Raw genomic sequence first — 18,860 nt, forward strand, 5'->3', positions numbered from 1 at the left:
CATCGACGGAGCAGAATAGTTCTTCTAAACTAAGCATAAGGCAGCCAGGTAGATTGATTAGTTGCTACTTTCAGACTACCTGTTTTGCCCCTTTTTTGGCTCTTTCCTTATCCCGAACTGACGTTAAATGTAGCAGTAAGCGCTATCTACATAACTTGAGACTTAACGGGTTCTATCTTCAGATTCAGAGCGATCGCCTGTTAGTTGTTCGGCTTGCTGCAAATGCTTTTGCACTACAGGTAAAGTTTTGCTAGCAAATGCTATAACATCGGGATTTTGACCGCGTTCTACTTGACGCTCAAACAATTTTGCTTGTTCTTCGTGGCTTTTAACACCTGCTTCTTTCATGTATTCGCGATCGAATCTTGCCCCAGATAGCTGCGATAAGCGCTGTTTGAGTTTCTCATTTTTTTTCCCAATAGTTTTAGGTAGATTTACTCCTTTTGCTTTTGCCAAAGCCATTAATTCGTTATTTGCTTTGGTATGTTCTTGAATCATGCGCTGTGCATACTGTCTGACAGTGCTGCTAGATGCACGCTGAAGTGCTATTTGCCCATATTGAACTTCTGCCATTCCTCCTTGAGCCGCTTTTACCATAAACTCTCTATCAACTTGGCTTAAACTAGAGCGGTTGCCATTTGTTGGTACAGGTGTAGGTGTTACTTCAGGGCTAGGCGAAGTTGTAGGCGTTGGTGTCGGTGTTACTTCGGGGCTAGGCGAAGTTGCAGGCGTTGGTGTCGGTGTTACTTCGGGGCTAGGCGAAGTTGCGGGCGCTGGTGTTGGTGTTACTTCGGGGCTAGGCGAAGGTGTGGGCGCTGGTGATTGAGCTATTGAAGCGTACCCTAAAGACGTTGCTAATCCTACCGCTATAAAAGCAGTCATAACAATATTACGTTTGCTCATTGATGACTTTACCTAAATTCGAGAACTTTTGTTCAATAGCTGGATGAGTTTTTGTCCGATCGCACTTGCTAACTAAATTAGCTATCGTTTTTAGAAGACTAAATAAAGCATTCACCTATTGCAGATTGGAGGGAAATTACCAGCCTTGCAAAAAGCGGAGGTGAAAAATTTAATGGCGTTGATACTTTTACCTTTTAACCTTCTCGATTAGCTACATAGCGCAGGTAGATTGCATAGACTTACTCTTCCTAATTTGCGATCGCCATAAGCACAGAAACTTCTATCTTTAGGTTAGTTTCGATACAAAATGCCAAAATTGTCGGGTGCGTTGCTACTTGTGCTTTGTTCTCAAGTGAGATCCGCAACAAAAAGCGCGATCGCCTAGTATGAGAAAAGCGATCGCGCATTTAGATAAATAATTTGAATTATTTATGCAGCATTTGCTCAGGATTGACCAAAAATATTGTTAATGGCGGTTCTTCTTTGGGTAGATAGCAAACGTGAGTTGCAATGCCTAAAATATCGCCGTTACGATAAGACTCAGGCAAAACTCGAATGCTAGATACAGGTAAATCCATCAAAACTGGAACTGATGATACGGGAATACCGTATAGTTCGCCATCTTTATTGTGGATAACTAGCAAATAACTTTTTTGTCCTGCTTCGTTGATGATGCTAGATTGAAACAACTGGCGATGCAAGTCGATTACTGTAACTTCAAGATCGCCTACATGAGCAATGCCTACACCATTTAAGCCGCTGCCATAGACAGGAATTTGGTTCAAAACTTTGTGGACGATCTCAATTGGTAAAGCTAGGTCAAAGTTACCAACAGTAAAAACAATCATTTTTACTGTTGTCGCACTATCTTGGCTTTGAGCTTGTTTTACGCTGCCAGATTTTGATTTGATTAAAGCGTTTTTCATAAATAGTATTGCCTCCCTCTAAGTGAGTTAATTATCGTGCGCTTAGGGCAGGTGCTACCATTGGCTTTTCCTGCTTGATGATATTTGCTGTTGCTGCCAAAAATTCTTGTTCGATGTATGGCTTAGTAAAATAATCTGTAGCTCCTAATTGTTTAGCTAGCATCCGGTGCTTATCGCTGCTGCGAGAAGTAAGCATGACTACAGGAATTTTAGAAATTGTCGGCTCTTGACGGCGTTGGCTCAAAAATTCAAAGCCGTTCATGTTGGGCATTTCCACATCGCATACTACTAAGTTAATCGTTGTAGAATTTTTTTGCAGTTGTTCGATCGCTTCTCTACCATCTCGCGCCTGCAATACTCGATAGCCTGCCTTTTCAAAGGTGAGCGCTAAAGTTTGTCTAAGGGTAATCGAATCATCTACAACTAAAACCGTTTGCGTCATGGTTTTTTGCGGTGGTAATGTTGGAGCAACTAAAGTTAAGTTATCATCGCCAATAGCAGTAGGCTCATCAGCGCTACCAAGAGAAACTGAATGCTTGCTCTTGCTGCCCATAAAGGAGTCAAGCAGCGCTGGACCATCAATAACTGGGATTAAGCTGCCATCCCCAACAATAGTACAACCGTAAATATAACTAGGAGCCGCGATCGCCTCGCCCAAAGGTTTAATTACTAATTCTTGCTCCGTTACCAAGCGATCGATTTCTAAAGCGAGAATTTGCCCGTCTTGTTCTAGTAATAGCATCGGTGCAGCCCAATCGTCAGGAGACGGTACAGCTACTAATGCTTGGCTGGGCATAGCTTCGGGGATAGGGCAAGCGTAGCTCAGTAATTCCGACAAGTGATAAGCAGGAGCAATGCGGTTTTGCCAGTGTAAAAATCTCTTACCACCCGATTTCTTGACTTGATCTGGTTGGGGAATCAAAATTTCTTTGATGCTGTCAGATGGCAGCGCAAAAGCTGTATTACCCACAAAACATACCAATAATTTAGCTAGAGTCAGCGTCAAGGGAATGCGGAGAGTAAAGCAAGTACCTTCTCCGGGTTCGGAAACAACGCTGACATTGCCTTTGAGCGATCTTAGCTGACTGCGGACTACATCTAGCCCCACACCGCGCCCAGATAGTTCGCTTACTTGGCTAGCAGTAGAAAACCCAGGCTCAAACATCAACTCTAATAAAGTAGAAGTAGAAGCTGAATCTGCTTTATCTTCCGATAATAAGCCCATTTCTACCGCGCGGCTGCGAATGCGGTCCAAATTCAAACCGCGACCATCGTCTCTAACTTCAACAATTGTTTGACTGCCTTGGTGATAAGCTCTAACTTCAATTTGCCCGCGCTCGGCTTTTCCTTGTTCGATTCGGTCTTCTGGGCGTTCGATGCCGTGATCGAAGGAGTTGCGAATTAAGTGTAGCAAAGGATCGTAGAGTTTTTCTAAAGCTGCTTTATCAACTAATACTCCCGTACCGTTGAGTTTGAGGTCTACAGGCTTGTCATAAGATGTAGACAAGTCGCGCAACATTCGCGGGAAACGGTTGAGAACTTCACCAATCGGTAACATTCTCGCCCACATCAAGTCATCTCTTAGGTGGGAAAGCATTTGGCGTTGCTTGTCTACGCTTTGGCTCGATTGTCCGGCGAGCAGAACTACGTCTCCCACAGTTTCTTCTAGCTGCACGATTTCTTCAAATGTTTGTTGCAGCAAAGAGTGCAATTCGCCATAGCTGTCCATTTCTAAAGAGTCGAAGTCACCGTGACGGAAGGCTTCGTTGTTGCTAGGTAAGCTATGGCTAGGTTTATTCGTCCCACTATAACGTTCTGGAGATACCAGCATTCGGTCAGAAAGATTACGCAGTTGGTTGCCCATTTGCTGGAACTGAGAAAAGCGCCGCAATAGTTCTTGAACGGTAGTTTGAAGTTGGTCGTTTTGCAGCGACAAACTGTTACGGTTAATCGCCAGTTCGCCGACTAAGTTGTTCATCCGCTCTAGTCGCTCTAAATCCACCCTAACTGTGAGTTGCTGCTGGGGAGCATTAGCCGTAGGTATAGCTTTTGGCTCAATGCGTTGTGGTGCTCCTGGAGCTTTGCCAGGAGCGGGTTTAGCGGTATCTGCTTTTGGTTTGGCTTTTGTCGGTAAACTCGGTTTGGTGGGAACTATAGCTGCTGGTTTTTCAATGGTAGGTAATGCTTCCTCCATTGGGGGAAGGTTATCAAATACCTGCTCGATTGATTGAACTAGCTCTTGAGAGTTTGTTTCTGGTTTGACATCTTCAACTGCTGGAGGTGTTAAGAAGTCTGTAGCCAGGACATCGCCAAAAATATCATCTACAGATGCTCCCTGTGTTTCAACAGCATCGTCTGTAGTGGCGATATTGCTTTCTACAACAGGAGGAATTGAGACTACTGGTTCTGGAGTTATGGCAGGGGCGATCGCTTCTTCAATGCTGCTAGAGAAGCTGCCAAACATATCGTCTAAACTGAGCAATCCAGGATCTACTTCGCTACTTGCAAAGGTTGTTTCTACTGGCAGTGAAGCAATTTCTTCCAGGCTAAATCCAACAACTTCTGGGCTTGGTGGTGTTGGGGCAACTTCTGGTGTTGTTTCTATGCCCGACAAGTCGCCAAACATATCATCCAAAAACATCATGCCGTTGGCTTCGGCATCGCTAGCAGCATGACCGTTAGTAGGTTCATCTGCAAGCATTTCCTCAATAGGTAGAAATTCCTGAATTGTTGTTACTTGCTGGAATGCCGTGTCTTGGTCTTGTTGTAATTTAGTTGGTTGGCTTGACACACTGCCACTAGCAAAAGCGATTAGTTGAGCAGAAGGCGTACCTCCTGACGTGCGATCGCCTGCAACTACTGCTGCTTGTCCGGCGAGAAAATCATTGTATGCTACTTGGGTAATTTCTAAAGCTAGGTGAGGTTGGGCATCTAAAGCAGCTATAGCATGGCTGGCGATTTGTCCGAATCCTGGCAAGTTTAATAATTCTGCAAGTCCTGCAAATACTTCTGCCTGCGCTCTTAATTCGCCACCTACTTCAGCGCCTTGGGGGTGTGCTAAAACTTCTGCTAGGCGCTCCAAACCTTGAGCTACATCTACTTCAAATATAGATAAAGCAATATCTACGCCCAAATCGATGGAACTTGGCAGTTCGGCTGCTGCACCGATGTAATCGCCTAAATGTTCTTCAATTTGAGCAAACACAGGCTCGGCGTTGAGCATTGCCTGTTCGGGGTCAAAATAACCCGTATCAATTTGCTCCATCAAAGGTACGCGCAGGCAGTCATAAGCATTGAGAATTAAGCTTTCAATTTGCGGCGTAATTTCTAATTCTTCGTGGTGCAGGGCTTTAAAAATATCTTCTAAGCTATGTGCCAAAGTTTTAATTGTATCGAGTCCGACACTAGCAGCTCCGCCTTTGATCGAGTGGGCGGCACGCATCATGTTGTGGACTTTGCCTATAGAGCGATCGCTAGTCAGCGTTAGTAACTCGGATTCGATTAACTGCAATAGCTCTGGGGCTTCTTGAATAAAGAAGTGGTAGGCGTGATCGCGAATATCAGAATCAATTGCCATGTTTAAATACCAGTTTTTATAAATATTGAGTCTTGATGGTTGGGTATTGATAGATAACAAACAACGTTGTTATACATACAATACCCACAATCTTTAGTTGACTTTAAATTGACCGACACTTGCTTGCAATTCTTGAGCTACTGCTTGCAGTTCTTTAAATGATGCGGATACAGATGTGACTTCAGTAGATGTTTTATCAGCGATCGCAGCTACACCAGACATTTTGGATGTCACCGATTCTGAGGCTTGCGACTGAATGGCAGCAGCTTGGGCGATCGCGGCTACTAAGCTACCGATTTCGCTACTAACTGCGGTAATTTTGTTCAAGCTTTGGCGAGTTTCGTCTACGAGGCGCGTACCTGCGGCTACTTGCTCTGTACCTGCTTCCATCGCTGCTACTACTTCGTTGGTTTCTGTTTGAATGTCTTTTACCAAGGCTTCGATGTCGCTGGTAGCATCTGCTGACTGGCGGGCTAAAGCTCGCACTTCATCTGCTAGTACGGCAAAACCTCTACCCTCTTCACCTGCTCTAGCTGCTTCAATGGATGCTTTGAGCGCTAACAAGTTTGTTTGTGCCGCGAATCTACCAATTAGGTTTACTACCTTGGAAATCTTTTGCGATGATTCACCTAATAGTTTTACTTTTTTGGATGTTTCTGTTACCGTCTCGCGGATGGCGATAATCCCATCTACTGTACGGTTCATGGCTGCGTCTCCAGCTTGTACTGTTGCATTTGCTTGTTGTACTGCTGCTTCGGCTTGCGAAGCGTTGGCGACTACTACGCGAATAGAGTTGGACATCTGCTGTACTTGCTCCAGCGCCGCAGCAATTTCTTGGGTTTGGCGCAAGGCTTCAACAGATAGTCCTTGTACTGAGCTTTCGTTACTGGTAGTAGTTGCTGCTACTTGAATTGCTGCTTGTTGTACTTGACCTACAATCTTACGCAAACTACCAATTGTCGAGTTATAAGAATCTGCTACCGTACCAATTTCATCTTCTGTTACTGTTGCTCTGATTGTTAAGTCTCCTTTACTGAGTGGATCTACTTCTGTAAGTAGTGTTAAGGCTCGTTTTTGTAAGAATTCTTTCGCTGCTTTTTGCTGTTCGAGTAAGTTGGCGCGGTCAAGAGCAAAGCCGACTTGTGTTGCTAGCTGCGAGAACAAGTCAATGTCTGCTTGCTCCCAGTTGCGCGGTGCAGAGCATTGGTGAGCAATCAATAAGCCGAGCAATTTACCGCCTTGTAAAATTGGCGCTACTAAGTTGGCTTGGACGGCAAAGGTGGATAGTTGTTTGATGTGGCACTCAGTCAAGCCTGCTTTGTAGATGTTGTTAGTAGCCTGGACGCGACCTGCACGATATCGTTCTACATATCGGTCGGCAAAACAAGGATCGTCAATTTTTGCTCCTAATGCTTTCGGGAAGCCTACACCTACTGATTCGGCTGTTACTGTACCTTGCCACTTATCATTGAAACTGTAAATGACTACGCGATCGCTGTTTAAGGCGCTGCGAATTTCAGTTACAGCAGTAGCAAATATGTTTTCAGCTTGAGTCGCTTGAGCTAGTTTTACTGTAATATCTTTAACCAAACTAGCGCGTTCGGCTAAGGCTTGCGTTTGCTCTAAAGAAGTTATGCGGTCTAGAATTAGTCCTAACTGGGCTGAAGTTTGAGTGAGAAAATCAATTTCGTTCTGCTGCCATTGATGGGGTGCGGCGCAGTGATGAGCAATCAACAAGCCGTATAATTCCTCTCCTTCAACAATTGGCGTAACTAAGTTGGCTTGAATTTGCAACCTGTCCATTAGTTGCAAATGTTCGGGATGGAAACCTGCGGCGTAAACGTTATCAGTTGGTACGACCCGACCTTTTTTGTATGCTTCTATTAGTTTTTGACTGATACAAGCATCCTCGATTTTATTGTTGAGAGCGCGAGGAAAACCAGGCAATACAGATTCAGCTAAAATGTAGCCGCTCCAATCAGGGTTGAAGCGATAGATAACTACGCGGTCTGCTTGCAGAATTTCTCTAGCACCAGCAAGAGCTTGGTTGAAGACAGCTTGTAAATCGTTACTGCGAGAGGTAGCAATTTTTGTAAAAAACCTTGCCCGTTCTGCTTCTTGATGGCGTGCTTCTAGGTCAGATTCAAGATTGCTTGCCATCTGGTTCAATTCTTGAGAAAGTACGCCAATTTCATCTTGACGCTCGGTTAGCTCTAAGCGCAATCCTTGTTCTCCAGCCCCGACTTTTTGGGCAAAACCTGAGATCCGGCGCAAGGGGCGAGAGAAAGAGTTAGCGATAGGAATAGATACTAGACCAATTAAAACTAAGATGCCGCCGCCAATAGTATATGCAGTTAATTGCTGTTGACTCAAGCCCTGTTCTACCTCTGCTAAAGACTGACCGATATAAGCAATCCCTACTGGCTTTGCTTGAGTTGGGTTTAGTTCCTTTTGATGGTCGTAAAGGGGACTATAAAACGTCAAATACTTCTGCCCAATAATATTTGTCTGACCGCTAAAATCTTTCCCTTGCTTGAGGACAACATCTGCTACTTCGCGGGCAACTCGCGTTCCTACTGCCCTAGTTTGACCGTCGCTATAAGGAACGTTTGTGGCTACCCGCCAATCCTGAGCAAATACAGTAGCAGTAGGTACGTTATAGCTTTGGGAAAATTTGTCTGTTAAAGCATAGTTACGGTTTTGCAATGCTCCAACAATTACAGTTCCTACTAATTTATTGTTAATTTTAACCGGATGAACAGCCATGCTAACTAAGCCCATCTTCCCGCCGTCGATGTCGTAGGTTCCTTGAGGCGAAGGCTGTTTGGCTTGTGGTATGTTGTTAATAGGCTGCGATCGCACACCAATTTCAGCTTGTGATGCTAAACCCAAACGTTGGAGCGAGTCTGTTTTCAATAACTCCATACCACTCAAGGGGCGATTTGCTGTTAGAGCATTTTTGACAATTGGAATATTGCTTAAATTAATTCCTGTTGGTATAGATACTTGACGATATTTTGGCTCGGCTGCGGCATTTTTTCCTGGCAGCGCGGGACTTTGAGAAAAGTCATCTGCTAAAATTTGGATGTCTTGAGCAATTGTTCTACCTTGAGCATCAGTAATAATTTGAAAGCTTTTATTGGTCTCTGGATCTGCTCCATTCTCGATGATGAGGAAATTTTGGAGATAGGTGCGACGGGCTGCTACTGCTTGAGGATTGCTCAAATCGATGTCGCTAGCTTGTACTAGACTAGCTAAGTTTTTTGCTTGGGCTTCACTCTCTACCTGCGTCCAAAGGACGTACTCCTGTGTAAACGCTCTGCCGTCTTTTTGCAAGGCTGCTTTGATTGTATTTAATTCGCGGTTGTGGTTAAGATTTACTAGGCTTTGAGTAACAGCAACTACAGGCAGGGCAGCACTTGCCATCAGCAAAATAGTGAGTTTTGTTTGGAAGTTTAAGTTGCTCCAAGGTTGAGTTAGGCGTTGCCAAATACTACGAGAAGACTGAGAACTCTGCGGTGAAGATGTTTTTTTTACTAAGGGTTCGGTATTTGAAGCTGATGCCTGGTTACTGTTCTGGTTACTGTTATTGAGAGATTTGGGAAAACGCTGCTCTAACATAGCGGTTGCTCTAATTTTTTATGTAAAAGAAATAAGGAAATAATCTGAGGAGGAGCTTTAGTCCTCCTCACTTAATCGATCGCTTGTTATTTGACTTTGAACTGACCCACTGTAGCTTGCAAATCTTGCGCTACTTCTAGTAGTTCTTTAAACGATGCCGATACGTTGGCGGCTTCTGACGATGTCTTCCCGGCAATCTGAGCTACGTCTGTCATCGTGTGCGATACTGAATCGGAAGCTTTGGTTTGAGCGACAGCAGCAGATGCGATCGCGGCAACTAAGCTACTAATTTCGGTACTAACGGCGCTGATTTTGTTCAAGCTTTGGCGGGTTTCGTCTACCAATTTCGTACCTGTAACTACCTGCTCTGTACCTGCTTCCATTGCTGCTACTACTTCGTTGGTTTCTGTTTGAATGTCTTTTACTAAGGCTTCGATTTCTGCTGTCGCTGCTGCTGATTGACGGGCTAGGACTCGGACTTCGTCTGCTACCACCGCGAAACCTCTTCCTTGTTCTCCAGCGTGTGCTGCTTCAATTGAGGCGTTTAGCGCTAGAAGGTTAGTTTGGTCTGCGAACGTACCGATAAGGTTTACTACCTTGGAAATCTTTTGCGACGATTCACCTAAGCGTTTTACCTTTTTAGATGTTTCTGCTACTGTTTCGCGGATTGCCAAGATACCGTCTACCGTACGGTTCATTGCCGCGTCTCCAGCTTGTACTGTTGCTGTTGCTTGTTGTACGGCTGCTTCTGCTTGCGAGGCGTTGGCTGCTACTGCGCGGATAGATTCGGACATTTGCTGTACTTGCTCTAGAGCAGAGGCAATTTCCTCTGTTTGGCGCAGAGCTTCTGTCGATAGTCCTTGTACTGAACCTTGGTTGTTGGTAGTAGTTGCGGCTACTTGGATGGCTGCTTGTTGTACTTGAGATACAATTTTCCGCAAGCTACCAATCGTTGAGTTATAGGAGTCAGCAACCGTACCAATTTCATCTTCTGTTACGCTAGCGCGGATCGTTAAGTCTCCTCTGCTTAATGGGTCTACCTCAATTAGCAGTTCTAAGGCTCGTTTTTGCAGGAATTCTCTAGCTGTTTTTTGCTGTTCGAGTAAGTTGGCGCGGTCAAGAGCAAATCCTACTTGCGTTGCTAGCTGCGAGAATAAGTCAATGTCTACTTGCTGCCAATTACGAGGTGCGGAGCATTGGTGAGCAATTAATAAGCCAAGTAATTTACCACCTTGGAGAATCGGCGCAACTAAGTTAGCTTGGACGGCAAAGGTAGATAGTTGCTTGATGTGGCACTCTGTCAGACCAGCTTTGTAGATGTTGTTAGTAGCTTGGACTCTACCAGCACGATAGCGCTCTACATATCTATCGGCAAAACAAGGATCGTCAATTCTAGCACCGATCGCTTTGGGCCAGCCTTCACCTACTGATTCTGCTGTAACTGTACCTTGCCACTGGTCGTTAAAACTGTAAATGACTACGCGATCGCTGGCAATAGCGCGACGGGCTTCTTGGACTGCTTGGTTGAAGATTTCTCTAGGGTCGAAGGATTGACCGATGCTAACAGTGATATCTTTGAGTAACTGCGATCGCTTGGCTTCTGCTTCTTTCTGCTCTAAGAAGCTGACGCGGCTTAATACTGCTCCCAGTTTTTCTGACATTTGCTGGAGGAACTTGATTTCGCTTTCTTGCCATGCGTGTGGTGCAATGCAGTGGTGAGCAATCAGCAAGCCATAAAGTTCGTTGTTGTTAATAATAGGCGTGACTAAGTTTGCCATAACTTGCAAGCGTTCCATCAAATTTATGTGTTGGGGATGGAATCCTGCTTCAAATACGTTGCCTGTAGCAACTACGCGACCGTTTTTGTAAGCTTCGATTAGCTTGTCGCCAATACAAGGATCTTCGATTTTGTCATTGAGGGCTACAGGAAAACCAGGCGATACAGATTCGTTGGCGATGTAGCCACTCCAGTCAGGCTTAAAGCGATAGATAACTACGCGGTCTGCTTTAAGAATATCTTTAGCACCTGCTAGTGCTTGGTTAAATACTTTTTCTACCTCTTGAACGTTATCGGCGCGGGTACTAGCAATATCGGCAAATAAGCGGGCTTGGTCTGATTCAACTTCTTGCTGTTTTAGTAGTTCTTGTACTTGGTCTGCCATTTTGTTAATGTTCGACCCTAGTACCGCAATTTCGTCGCTGCCTGTGACTTCAACGCGGTTGTCAAATTCTCCTTTACCTAGCTTGGCAACTGTTTCAGAAGCAGCAAGTAGAGGGCGAGTCGCGCGGTTGGCAGCGTAAGCTGCTAAAGCACCTACTCCTAATGCAACTGCCAAAGTACCAAGTCCTAGCGACCATAACAACAAATACTGAGCAGCGTATGCTTGGTCTGTTGACTCGTGCAGCAATGTACTCCAGCCTAAGTCTGGTAAACCTTCGATAGTGGGAAATGGAGCATAACTTGCTAACTCTTCTTTGCCATCAACTTTGTCAATACTTAGTGTAGAGCCTGGTTTCTTGGCTGCTATGAGTTTATCTATATTAGTTAGCTGTGCGTTAGCTTCTTTACCTATCCGAGCTTTATCGTTAGCTAGAATCACTTTGCCAGAGGAATCTAAGATGAAGTATTCCTGACCGTTGGCGGCAAAGTCTTTGAGTATTTTAGTAATGTTTTCGACAGGTGTACGAGTTCTCACTACGGCGATAAATTGACCTGAAGCTGAATCAAATACAGGTGCAGCTACGAATACGGAAGCGATCTTAGTAACTTTTGAGATCTGAGGCTCGGTAATTACTGGCTTTTTGGTCTTGACTACTGTTTGGAAATAATTGCGATCGCTCAAAGTAGTAGCATTTTCCCCGCTCGATTTGAGAATAATGTTTCCTTTCAAGTCAGCAACGGCAATCCCATCGTAGAACTGAGAATCTGCAACAATTTCGTCTAATTGTGCTTGCTTTTCTTGATAAGGAGTATTTTCTCGACCACTGGGGTTATAAATAATGTTCAACTCAGCTAGCGTTTTAATGTCTGCATAGCGCTCGCGCATGATAATTGCTATTTGTTGACCTACCGCAGAGGCTCCAGCTTCTTTGGTAGTGGTAACTTGGTTAATAATTTGTCGGTCGGCTAAGTTGAATGCCAACGTACCAATTGCTGCTACTGGAAGTACGCCTAGTGCTAGCGCCGCCAGGGTCATTTTGGTTCTTAGGCTCGTACGCTGCCATCTAGTTAACTTTTTGTTTTCTTGAGGCATAACTTGGGCGCTGCTGGTACGTTCTGGCTGAGAGAAAGCATCTACCTTGGCTGGCGCGGTAAGTTGATTTAAATCTAGCTCCGAGCCAAAATCAGTATCGAAGATATCGCCGTTATTATGACCGTTTGTACCGTTGTTATAGCCATTACTAGCGTTTTGGTCGGAGGGTTTGGGAGAAATTTGCGTCATGATATAAACCTAATTAATCGTGTATTTAGTGGTAATTTGCGATCGGACAATAGAAATACAAATGAAGCTATAAAGCTAGAGCAATAGGCTGTTTTACATTTAATTGAGCAGACAACGTTACAAACCTGTAGAGACGTTGCTGCAACGTCTCTACTTGGGCATCCCAGCGATGATTGAGGTTCCATCTAACACCACAACAATTTCACCGTTAGGTTTGAGCCAGTAGCCACGCAAAAATGGGACTAATTCAGGATTTACTGCCGATTCTGGCGGCGATTGAATCAAGTCTGGATTGAACCATTCCATATCTTCTACTTTGTTTACGGCAAGTCCGAGCATTTTTCTGCCTGCCATTTGCGAGCCTACTTGCTGTCTACCTACTGCTTGCCCTGAGCTATGCACGACAATTGCCGTATAAGTAGAGCGGCTGCTAGCTTGCTGGTACAAGGGCGTACCGCCTAACAAGTAACCCAAATCAACTAACCACAATATTTCTCCCCGCCAGTTATACACGCCAATTACCCAAGCTGGCATATGGGGAATAGGGACAACTTTTGCCGTAGAAACAGTGACTACCTCCGTCATCTGCTGTACGGGTAAGGCGGCGCTGAGGTCGGGAGCCAGGTGAAACCGCAAAAATTGTTCTTCTGCGGTTTGTTCTGCGTTTGTCGATCCTACTGCTATGCCTTTAGACAAAAACTCAGATATCATCGCTGCTTTCTCCTGGCAAGGCGCTTGTCATAACAAGCGCTTGAATTGCCTTATTTAATTAGTTGTTTGACTGTACGTAGTAGTTCTTCTTGGTCTACAGGTTTGGCAAGATAAGCATCTGCACCTTGTTTCATGCCCCAGAACTTGTCCATTTCGCTAGCTTTAGTCGAGCAAATGACGACAGGGATTTTGCTAGTAGAGCTTTCTGCTTTGAGGTCGCGGCACAATTCAAACCCGCTGCGGTCTGGCAATACTACATCTAGAACGATGACATCTGGCTTTTGGTTGCCGATTTTGGTCATTGCATCTTTACCATCGTTGGCTGTAACGACAGTTAGACCGCCTTTTTGCAAGCAGCCTGTGATAACTTCCATTTGGGTAGGTGAATCTTCGACGACTAAAACTGTACTCATGATGTTTGTTAACCTTGTAAAAATTGGGGGAGTAAATTGAAAGAGGGCTGAAAGTTGAACTAGAAAGATTTATTCTTCTACTAATTCGGTGAGGTGCTGGCGGACGCTTTCGAGAACTGTTTCGGCGTTGGCTGGTTTGCTAAGGAAACCAGAAGCACCGACGATTTTGGCGCGAACGCGGTCGATAATGCCGTCATTTCCGGTCAGGATAATGATTGGCGTATCGCGGAATGTCGATACTTTGCGTAATTGGGTACAAATTTCATAGCCGTTAGTATTGGGCATGATCAGATCGAGAAAGATCAAATCGGGTTTGCGACTTAGTAAAGTTGCGATCGCCCTCAAAGAATCTTGTACTGCTAAATACTGATAACCTCCAGTTGTCAGGATCTTTTCCATACTTTGGCAAACCAAAGGACTGTCATCGACGCAAGCAATCAATGGCGATCCAGCACTACTTGGTTTTGCTGCGGCGGGTTTTGGCGTTGCGGGGACTGCGGGAGCGGGAAAATCTGGGATGCTGACAAGCTCGACTATGCCCGATTTTAAAAAAGGTAATAAGGAGCTAGTTACTTGCGCTGCATCTCGCTTCATCACAACAGCAAGTTCGCGCAAAGTCCTCTGTCCGTCTAGAAGTTTGACGAGGTTTTGGTACACGGGGGCGGAGACTTGTTGCTGGAGTTTTTCGGTTTGCTTGATGATGGGAGCTTGGTTGGCATCGCGATCGCCGACGTTGGCTTTATGCCAAACTTGTCTTGTATGCTGAATTTCTGCCAGGACTAGCCCTGGATCTAGTAAGGCAAGCTGGATCGGAACTGATAAATGTTCTGGCTTAACTTGAAAAGTAACTTGGGTTGCCTGAGAAATATCAAACAATACTTCGTTAACAATACCTGCTATAGTTTTTGCTGCTTGTTCGCGGCTAAGTTGGTGATTTTCTACTCCTAAATGTAATAGTTGATATTCCCAGCTAGTAATTGCTGATGGTGAGGCAGCAAAAGAAATATTTACTAATAATTGTTTGAGTTTTTGAATATCAAGTTGCGGGTAATGAGCCAACAAATTTCTTTGCCAGCGTCTTACTGGATGTTTTCCTCCTGTGGCATACAAAATTCGCCCTAAAAATAAGCAAAAGTTCCACTCTTGTCCTGCTGCTATTCCTTCTCCTTCTGTACTTTTTACTAATAACTGTCCGCTGAATTGCTCTTGTTTTAAGCCAGTAAGCTTATTTACTAGGTCGTTGGTACTCATCGTCTCGGCAATCATATTTAGCTGTTCTCCGTTCTAAATCTTCTAGGCATTGTTATTGAAAATGCAGATAGTTAATTTCGATATATTTGTTGCACAACTTTTATTTGTTTACAATTGGACTGTAATTATTTGATAGCAATTTGTTGTTACATAATTCAACAGTATTTTTATTGAATAAATTGTCATTAGAGTCATCTATAAGTTGGGAATAAAATAAAGTTTATTGATATTTGAAAATTCATTACAACTTACAGTCCAATGTTCTATCGATCATGACATTAGTCCAAATAATCCAGATCCGTATCAACACTGAATTTACAAAGAGGCGGCTCGCCTTACGTAAGTATTACGGAGAAAAACAAGCGAGTATAAATATTGCGGGAAGATGTACCTTGAGGATATGTATTAGCAACTTTTTAACTTTGCTGCAGCGATCGCTAACATTGCTATTACCCAGCACCTAGATGCTAATTTAGACTAAATAAGTAGAATTGCTGACTGAAAAAATAGCGATCGCCTAACTTCATTAGCAACCAGCTATCCAAAACTCTGTCAGCGCTCGGTAGGGTAACTTCACACTTTAGTTTTTATCGACAACAGGCAGGAGAAATCCACTTTCTTGCGGTTAATAGGGCGATTTTCAGACAATTAACAGTAAATTCCTCAGAGAATATACGGTTATCTACCGATAGCTTTATCAAAGTTTTACATATAGAAAAGGCTATTTACCGTGACTTTACGGTAGGCGATCGCCTACTGTTTTAAGATGGTTAAGCAACAGGTTAAAAAATATTAACTTGGGTAAATCTTGACGGGTGCTTGTGACACAGACCGAAAGTACAAATTACTTTTGAGCAGTAAATTTGAGGTTATACAATGAAAGCAGTAATATTGGCTGGAGGGCTTGGTACTCGCCTGAGCGAAGAGACGACAATTAAACCTAAGCCAATGGTAGAGATTGGTGGTCGCCCGATATTGTGGCACATCATGAAAATCTACTCTGCTCATGGCATCAATGATTTCATTATTTGTTGCGGTTATAAAGGTTACGTAATTAAGGAGTATTTTGCTAATTACTTCTTACATATGTCTGATGTAACATTTGATATGCGCTTCAATCAAATGAACATTCATTGCGGTTATGCCGAACCTTGGCGGGTGACGTTGGTAGATACAGGCGATCGCACCATGACAGGGGGAAGGCTCAAACGGGTAAGAGAGCATATTGGCAACGAAACTTTTTGCTTTACTTATGGCGATGGTGTTAGCAATGTCAATATCAAAGAATTAATTGCCTTTCACAAACAGCAAAAAACTTTAGCAACACTAACGGCAAGTCAACCACCTGGACGTTTCGGTGCGCTTTGTTTGGCAGAGGAGCAAAATAAAATTACTAGCTTTAGGGAAAAGCCTGAAGGTGATGGCGCTTGGGTAAATGGTGGTTACTTTGTCTTAGAACCTGAAGCAGTCGACTTAATTGCTGATGACTCAACTGTATGGGAAAAAGAGCCGCTGCAAAAGCTAGCCCAAATGGAGCAGTTGTCGGCTTACAAGCACAACGATTTTTGGCTACCAATGGACACTTTGCGCGACAAAAATTATTTAGAAGAACTGTGGCAAAGTGGAAATGCCCCTTGGAAGGTGTGGTGAATTAACAGTGACCAGTGACCAGTAGCCAGTGACCAGTTAATGTAGTTTGCGGTTAGAGATATTCATGTACGATTTGGCAGTTGTGGGTGGGGGAATTGTGGGTTTGTCTGCGGCGATGGCTGTAGGTAAACGCTACCCCAAGGCACGAATTTTGCTAGTGGAAAAAGAAAGCAGTTGGGCGCACCATCAGACAGGAAATAATAGCGGCGTTATTCATTCGGGGATTTATTATAAACCTGGGAGTTTTAAGGCTAAGTTCTGCCGTGATGGTAGTCGTTCGATGGTGGAGTTTTGCCGCGAGAACGATATTGCTTATGAGGTATGCGGTAAGGTAATTGTGGCGACACAAGATGAGCAATTGCCACGCTTAGAGAGCCTTTATACGCGCGGGTTGGAAAATGGCTTGCCAGTTACTAAGCTCGATGCTGCAGCAGTAAGAGAAATTGAGCCTCATGTTAGTTGCGTGGCGGGAATCAAAGTTCCGACTACAGGCATTGTTGACTACAAACAAGTTTGTCAAAAGTATGCCGAGATAGTTCAAGCGCAAGGCGGGGAACTGCGTCTGAATACAAAAGTGCTAAAAATTCGCGCCTTGGGTGCAAATTCCGTATTAGAGACAAATCGGGGTAGCTTTGAGACGCGCTTTGTCATTAATTGTGCCGGATTGCATAGCGATCGCACAGCTAAATTAGCCCAGGTAGATCCGCAAGCTAAAATTGTGCCTTTTCGCGGTGAATATTACGAACTTACACCCGAAAAGCGCTATTTAGTTAAAACTCTAATTTATCCCGTACCTAATCCAGCTTTTCCCTTTTTGGGCGTGCATTTTACCAAAATGATTGATGGTAGCGTTCATGCTGGACCAAATGCTGTTTTAAGCTTCAAACGTGAAGGATATAAAAAGACGGACTTCGATTTGCGCGATTTTACTGAGGTTATGACATATCCTGGTTTTTGGAAACTAGCGGCAAAACACGCTGATGAAGGTATCCAAGAAATGATTCGCTCTTTTAGTAAAGCTGCCTTTTTGCGGAGCTTGCAACAATTGATTCCTGAAGTTAAAGCAGAAGATATTGTGCCAACTCATGCAGGGGTACGCGCTCAAGCTTTAATGAGCGATGGCAAGCTAGTAGACGATTTTTTGATTATTCAAGGCAAAAACTCCATTCACGTCTGCAATGCCCCTTCACCTGCGGCTACTTCGTCGTTGGAAATTGGCAAAGCGATCGCCCAAGCGATTCCAGATGGGCAACATTTACAAACTCAAGTAAAGGTATAGGTTTTACTGCATGAAAGTATTGGTCACTGGTACTGAAGGCTATCTCGGTTCGTTATTACCACCTTTACTGATGGAACGCGGACATGAAGTATTAGGCGTAGATACGGGATACTACAAAGTCGGTTGGCTGTATAACGGCACGACAGTAACCGCTAAGACGCTAAATAAAGATATTCGCCATATTAGTGCAGAAGATTTGGCGGGTATAGATGCGATCGTCCACATGGCGGAGCTATCTAACGATCCTACCGGACAACTAGCGCCAAATATTACTTACGATATCAACCATAAAGGTTCGGTGCGCTTGGCTAATTTGGCTAAAGCTGCGGGTATCAAGCGGTTTGTATATATGTCCTCTTGTAGCGTATATGGCGTAGCGACAGGGGAGGGGATGACGACTGAAGCATCCCAAGTCAATCCGCAGACTGCTTATGCAGAGTGCAAAACTTTGGTAGAAAGAGATTTGCAGTTGATGGCTGACGATAGTTTTTCGCCTACTTTTATGCGAAATGCGACGGCTTTTGGGGCTTCGCCAAGGATGCGCTTTGATATTGTGCTAAATAACTTGGCGGGGCTAGCTTGGACGACCAAAGAGATTAAAATGATTAGCGATGGTACGCCTTGGCGACCTTTAGTTCACGCCTTAGATATATGTAAGGCGATCGCTTGTACTCTAGATGCACCGCGCGATATTGTCCACAACCAAATTTTTAATGTTGGCGATACAGCAAATAATTACAGGGTAAAGGAAATTGCAGAAATTATTGCTGATGCTTTTCCTGGCTGTCAGCTAAGTTTTGGGGAAAGCGGTTCTGATAACCGCAGCTATCGAGTTTCTTTTGAGAAAATTAATAGTGTTTTACCTGGGTTTAAGTGCGATTGGCGGGCTGATGATGGGGCGAAGCAATTGGCTAATTTGTTTAAGCAAATTGAGATGACGGCGGATACTTTTTTGTCTAGAGGGTTTACGCGCTTGAAACAGTTGGAATATTTGCTTGGTACTGGGCAAATTGACAGTGATTTCTTTTGGCGCAAGTGAGTTAGGTGTTTTACGAACCGCCTTTGCGATAGTGTAGTGGCAAAGAA

The 18,860-nt window shown here is 44.1% G+C and carries 12 protein-coding genes; 3 read left to right on the forward strand and 9 right to left on the reverse strand.

Annotated features, from left to right (window positions below; genetic code table 11):
* Positions 1 to 162: 162 nt before the first annotated feature.
* The 9 genes from UH38_RS20700 to UH38_RS20735 all read right to left on the reverse strand — a co-directional run bounded on the left by UH38_RS20700 (position 163) and on the right by UH38_RS20735 (position 14,860).
* Positions 163 to 903, reverse strand: a complete 741-nt coding sequence (locus tag UH38_RS20700) for a DUF4142 domain-containing protein (RefSeq protein ID WP_045056596.1) — start codon at positions 901 to 903, stop codon at positions 163 to 165.
* A 248-nt stretch (positions 904 to 1,151) separates the two neighbouring features.
* Positions 1,152 to 1,310, reverse strand: a complete 159-nt coding sequence (locus UH38_RS26910; RefSeq protein ID WP_160296004.1) for a hypothetical protein — start codon at positions 1,308 to 1,310, stop codon at positions 1,152 to 1,154.
* 18 nt (positions 1,311 to 1,328) lie between these two features.
* Entirely contained in the window at positions 1,329 to 1,829 is a 501-nt protein-coding gene (locus tag UH38_RS20705) for a chemotaxis protein CheW (protein WP_045056597.1), read from the reverse strand.
* A gap of 31 nt (positions 1,830 to 1,860) precedes the next feature.
* Positions 1,861 to 5,406: a hybrid sensor histidine kinase/response regulator gene (locus tag UH38_RS20710; protein WP_045056598.1), complete on the reverse strand. Its 3,546-nt coding sequence runs from the start codon at positions 5,404 to 5,406 to the stop codon at positions 1,861 to 1,863.
* Positions 5,407 to 5,499: 93 nt separating this feature from the next.
* The gene (locus UH38_RS20715; protein WP_052672495.1) at positions 5,500 to 9,027 is read right to left on the reverse strand and encodes a GAF domain-containing protein; all 3,528 of its coding nucleotides are present in this window, start codon (positions 9,025 to 9,027) and stop codon (positions 5,500 to 5,502) included.
* An 86-nt stretch (positions 9,028 to 9,113) separates the two neighbouring features.
* Positions 9,114 to 12,470, reverse strand: coding sequence for a methyl-accepting chemotaxis protein (locus UH38_RS20720; protein ID WP_045056599.1), 3,357 nt, complete (start codon positions 12,468 to 12,470; stop codon positions 9,114 to 9,116).
* Between the two features lie 150 nt (positions 12,471 to 12,620).
* Positions 12,621 to 13,181, reverse strand: a complete 561-nt coding sequence (locus UH38_RS20725) for a chemotaxis protein CheW (protein WP_045056600.1) — start codon at positions 13,179 to 13,181, stop codon at positions 12,621 to 12,623.
* Between the two features lie 50 nt (positions 13,182 to 13,231).
* On the reverse strand, positions 13,232 to 13,594 hold the full coding sequence (locus UH38_RS20730; protein ID WP_045056601.1) for a response regulator transcription factor: 363 nt from the start codon (positions 13,592 to 13,594) through the stop codon (positions 13,232 to 13,234).
* Positions 13,595 to 13,663: 69 nt separating this feature from the next.
* Positions 13,664 to 14,860, reverse strand: a complete 1,197-nt coding sequence (locus UH38_RS20735) for a response regulator (RefSeq protein ID WP_045056602.1) — start codon at positions 14,858 to 14,860, stop codon at positions 13,664 to 13,666.
* 861 nt (positions 14,861 to 15,721) lie between these two features.
* Between UH38_RS20735 and rfbF the strand changes: the two genes are divergently transcribed.
* The 3 genes from rfbF to UH38_RS20750 all read left to right on the forward strand — a co-directional run bounded on the left by rfbF (position 15,722) and on the right by UH38_RS20750 (position 18,813).
* The gene (gene rfbF, locus UH38_RS20740; protein WP_045056603.1) at positions 15,722 to 16,495 is read left to right on the forward strand and encodes a glucose-1-phosphate cytidylyltransferase; all 774 of its coding nucleotides are present in this window, start codon (positions 15,722 to 15,724) and stop codon (positions 16,493 to 16,495) included.
* A 64-nt stretch (positions 16,496 to 16,559) separates the two neighbouring features.
* Positions 16,560 to 17,774, forward strand: coding sequence for an L-2-hydroxyglutarate oxidase (gene lhgO / locus UH38_RS20745; RefSeq protein ID WP_045056604.1), 1,215 nt, complete (start codon positions 16,560 to 16,562; stop codon positions 17,772 to 17,774).
* Between the two features lie 10 nt (positions 17,775 to 17,784).
* Positions 17,785 to 18,813 carry an NAD-dependent epimerase/dehydratase family protein gene (locus UH38_RS20750; RefSeq protein ID WP_045056605.1) on the forward strand — a complete coding sequence of 343 codons (1,029 nt, stop codon included), beginning with the start codon at positions 17,785 to 17,787 and terminating at the stop codon, positions 18,811 to 18,813.
* Positions 18,814 to 18,860: the final 47 nt, after the last annotated feature.

The sequence above is a fragment of the Aliterella atlantica CENA595 genome, from assembly GCF_000952155.1.
Classification (GTDB): Bacteria; Cyanobacteriota; Cyanobacteriia; order Cyanobacteriales; family Chroococcidiopsidaceae; genus Aliterella; species Aliterella atlantica.

Bases quoted from the DNA above. Each gene is read 5' to 3' on its own strand.
- UH38_RS20720 (WP_045056599.1), bottom strand. From the start codon at position 12,470: ATGACGCAAATTTCTCCCAAACCCTCCGACCAAAACGCTAGTAATGGC.
- UH38_RS20730 (WP_045056601.1), bottom strand. From the start codon at position 13,594: ATGAGTACAGTTTTAGTCGTCGAAGATTCACCTACCCAAATGGAAGTT.
- lhgO (WP_045056604.1), top strand. From the start codon at position 16,560: ATGTACGATTTGGCAGTTGTGGGTGGGGGAATTGTGGGTTTGTCTGCG.
- UH38_RS20735 (WP_045056602.1), bottom strand. From the start codon at position 14,860: ATGATTGCCGAGACGATGAGTACCAACGACCTAGTAAATAAGCTTACT.
- UH38_RS20710 (WP_045056598.1), bottom strand. From the start codon at position 5,406: ATGGCAATTGATTCTGATATTCGCGATCACGCCTACCACTTCTTTATT.
- UH38_RS20750 (WP_045056605.1), top strand. From the start codon at position 17,785: ATGAAAGTATTGGTCACTGGTACTGAAGGCTATCTCGGTTCGTTATTA.
- UH38_RS26910 (WP_160296004.1), bottom strand. From the start codon at position 1,310: ATGCGCGATCGCTTTTCTCATACTAGGCGATCGCGCTTTTTGTTGCGG.
- UH38_RS20725 (WP_045056600.1), bottom strand. From the start codon at position 13,181: ATGATATCTGAGTTTTTGTCTAAAGGCATAGCAGTAGGATCGACAAAC.
- UH38_RS20700 (WP_045056596.1), bottom strand. From the start codon at position 903: ATGAGCAAACGTAATATTGTTATGACTGCTTTTATAGCGGTAGGATTA.
- rfbF (WP_045056603.1), top strand. From the start codon at position 15,722: ATGAAAGCAGTAATATTGGCTGGAGGGCTTGGTACTCGCCTGAGCGAA.
- UH38_RS20715 (WP_052672495.1), bottom strand. From the start codon at position 9,027: ATGTTAGAGCAGCGTTTTCCCAAATCTCTCAATAACAGTAACCAGAAC.
- UH38_RS20705 (WP_045056597.1), bottom strand. From the start codon at position 1,829: ATGAAAAACGCTTTAATCAAATCAAAATCTGGCAGCGTAAAACAAGCT.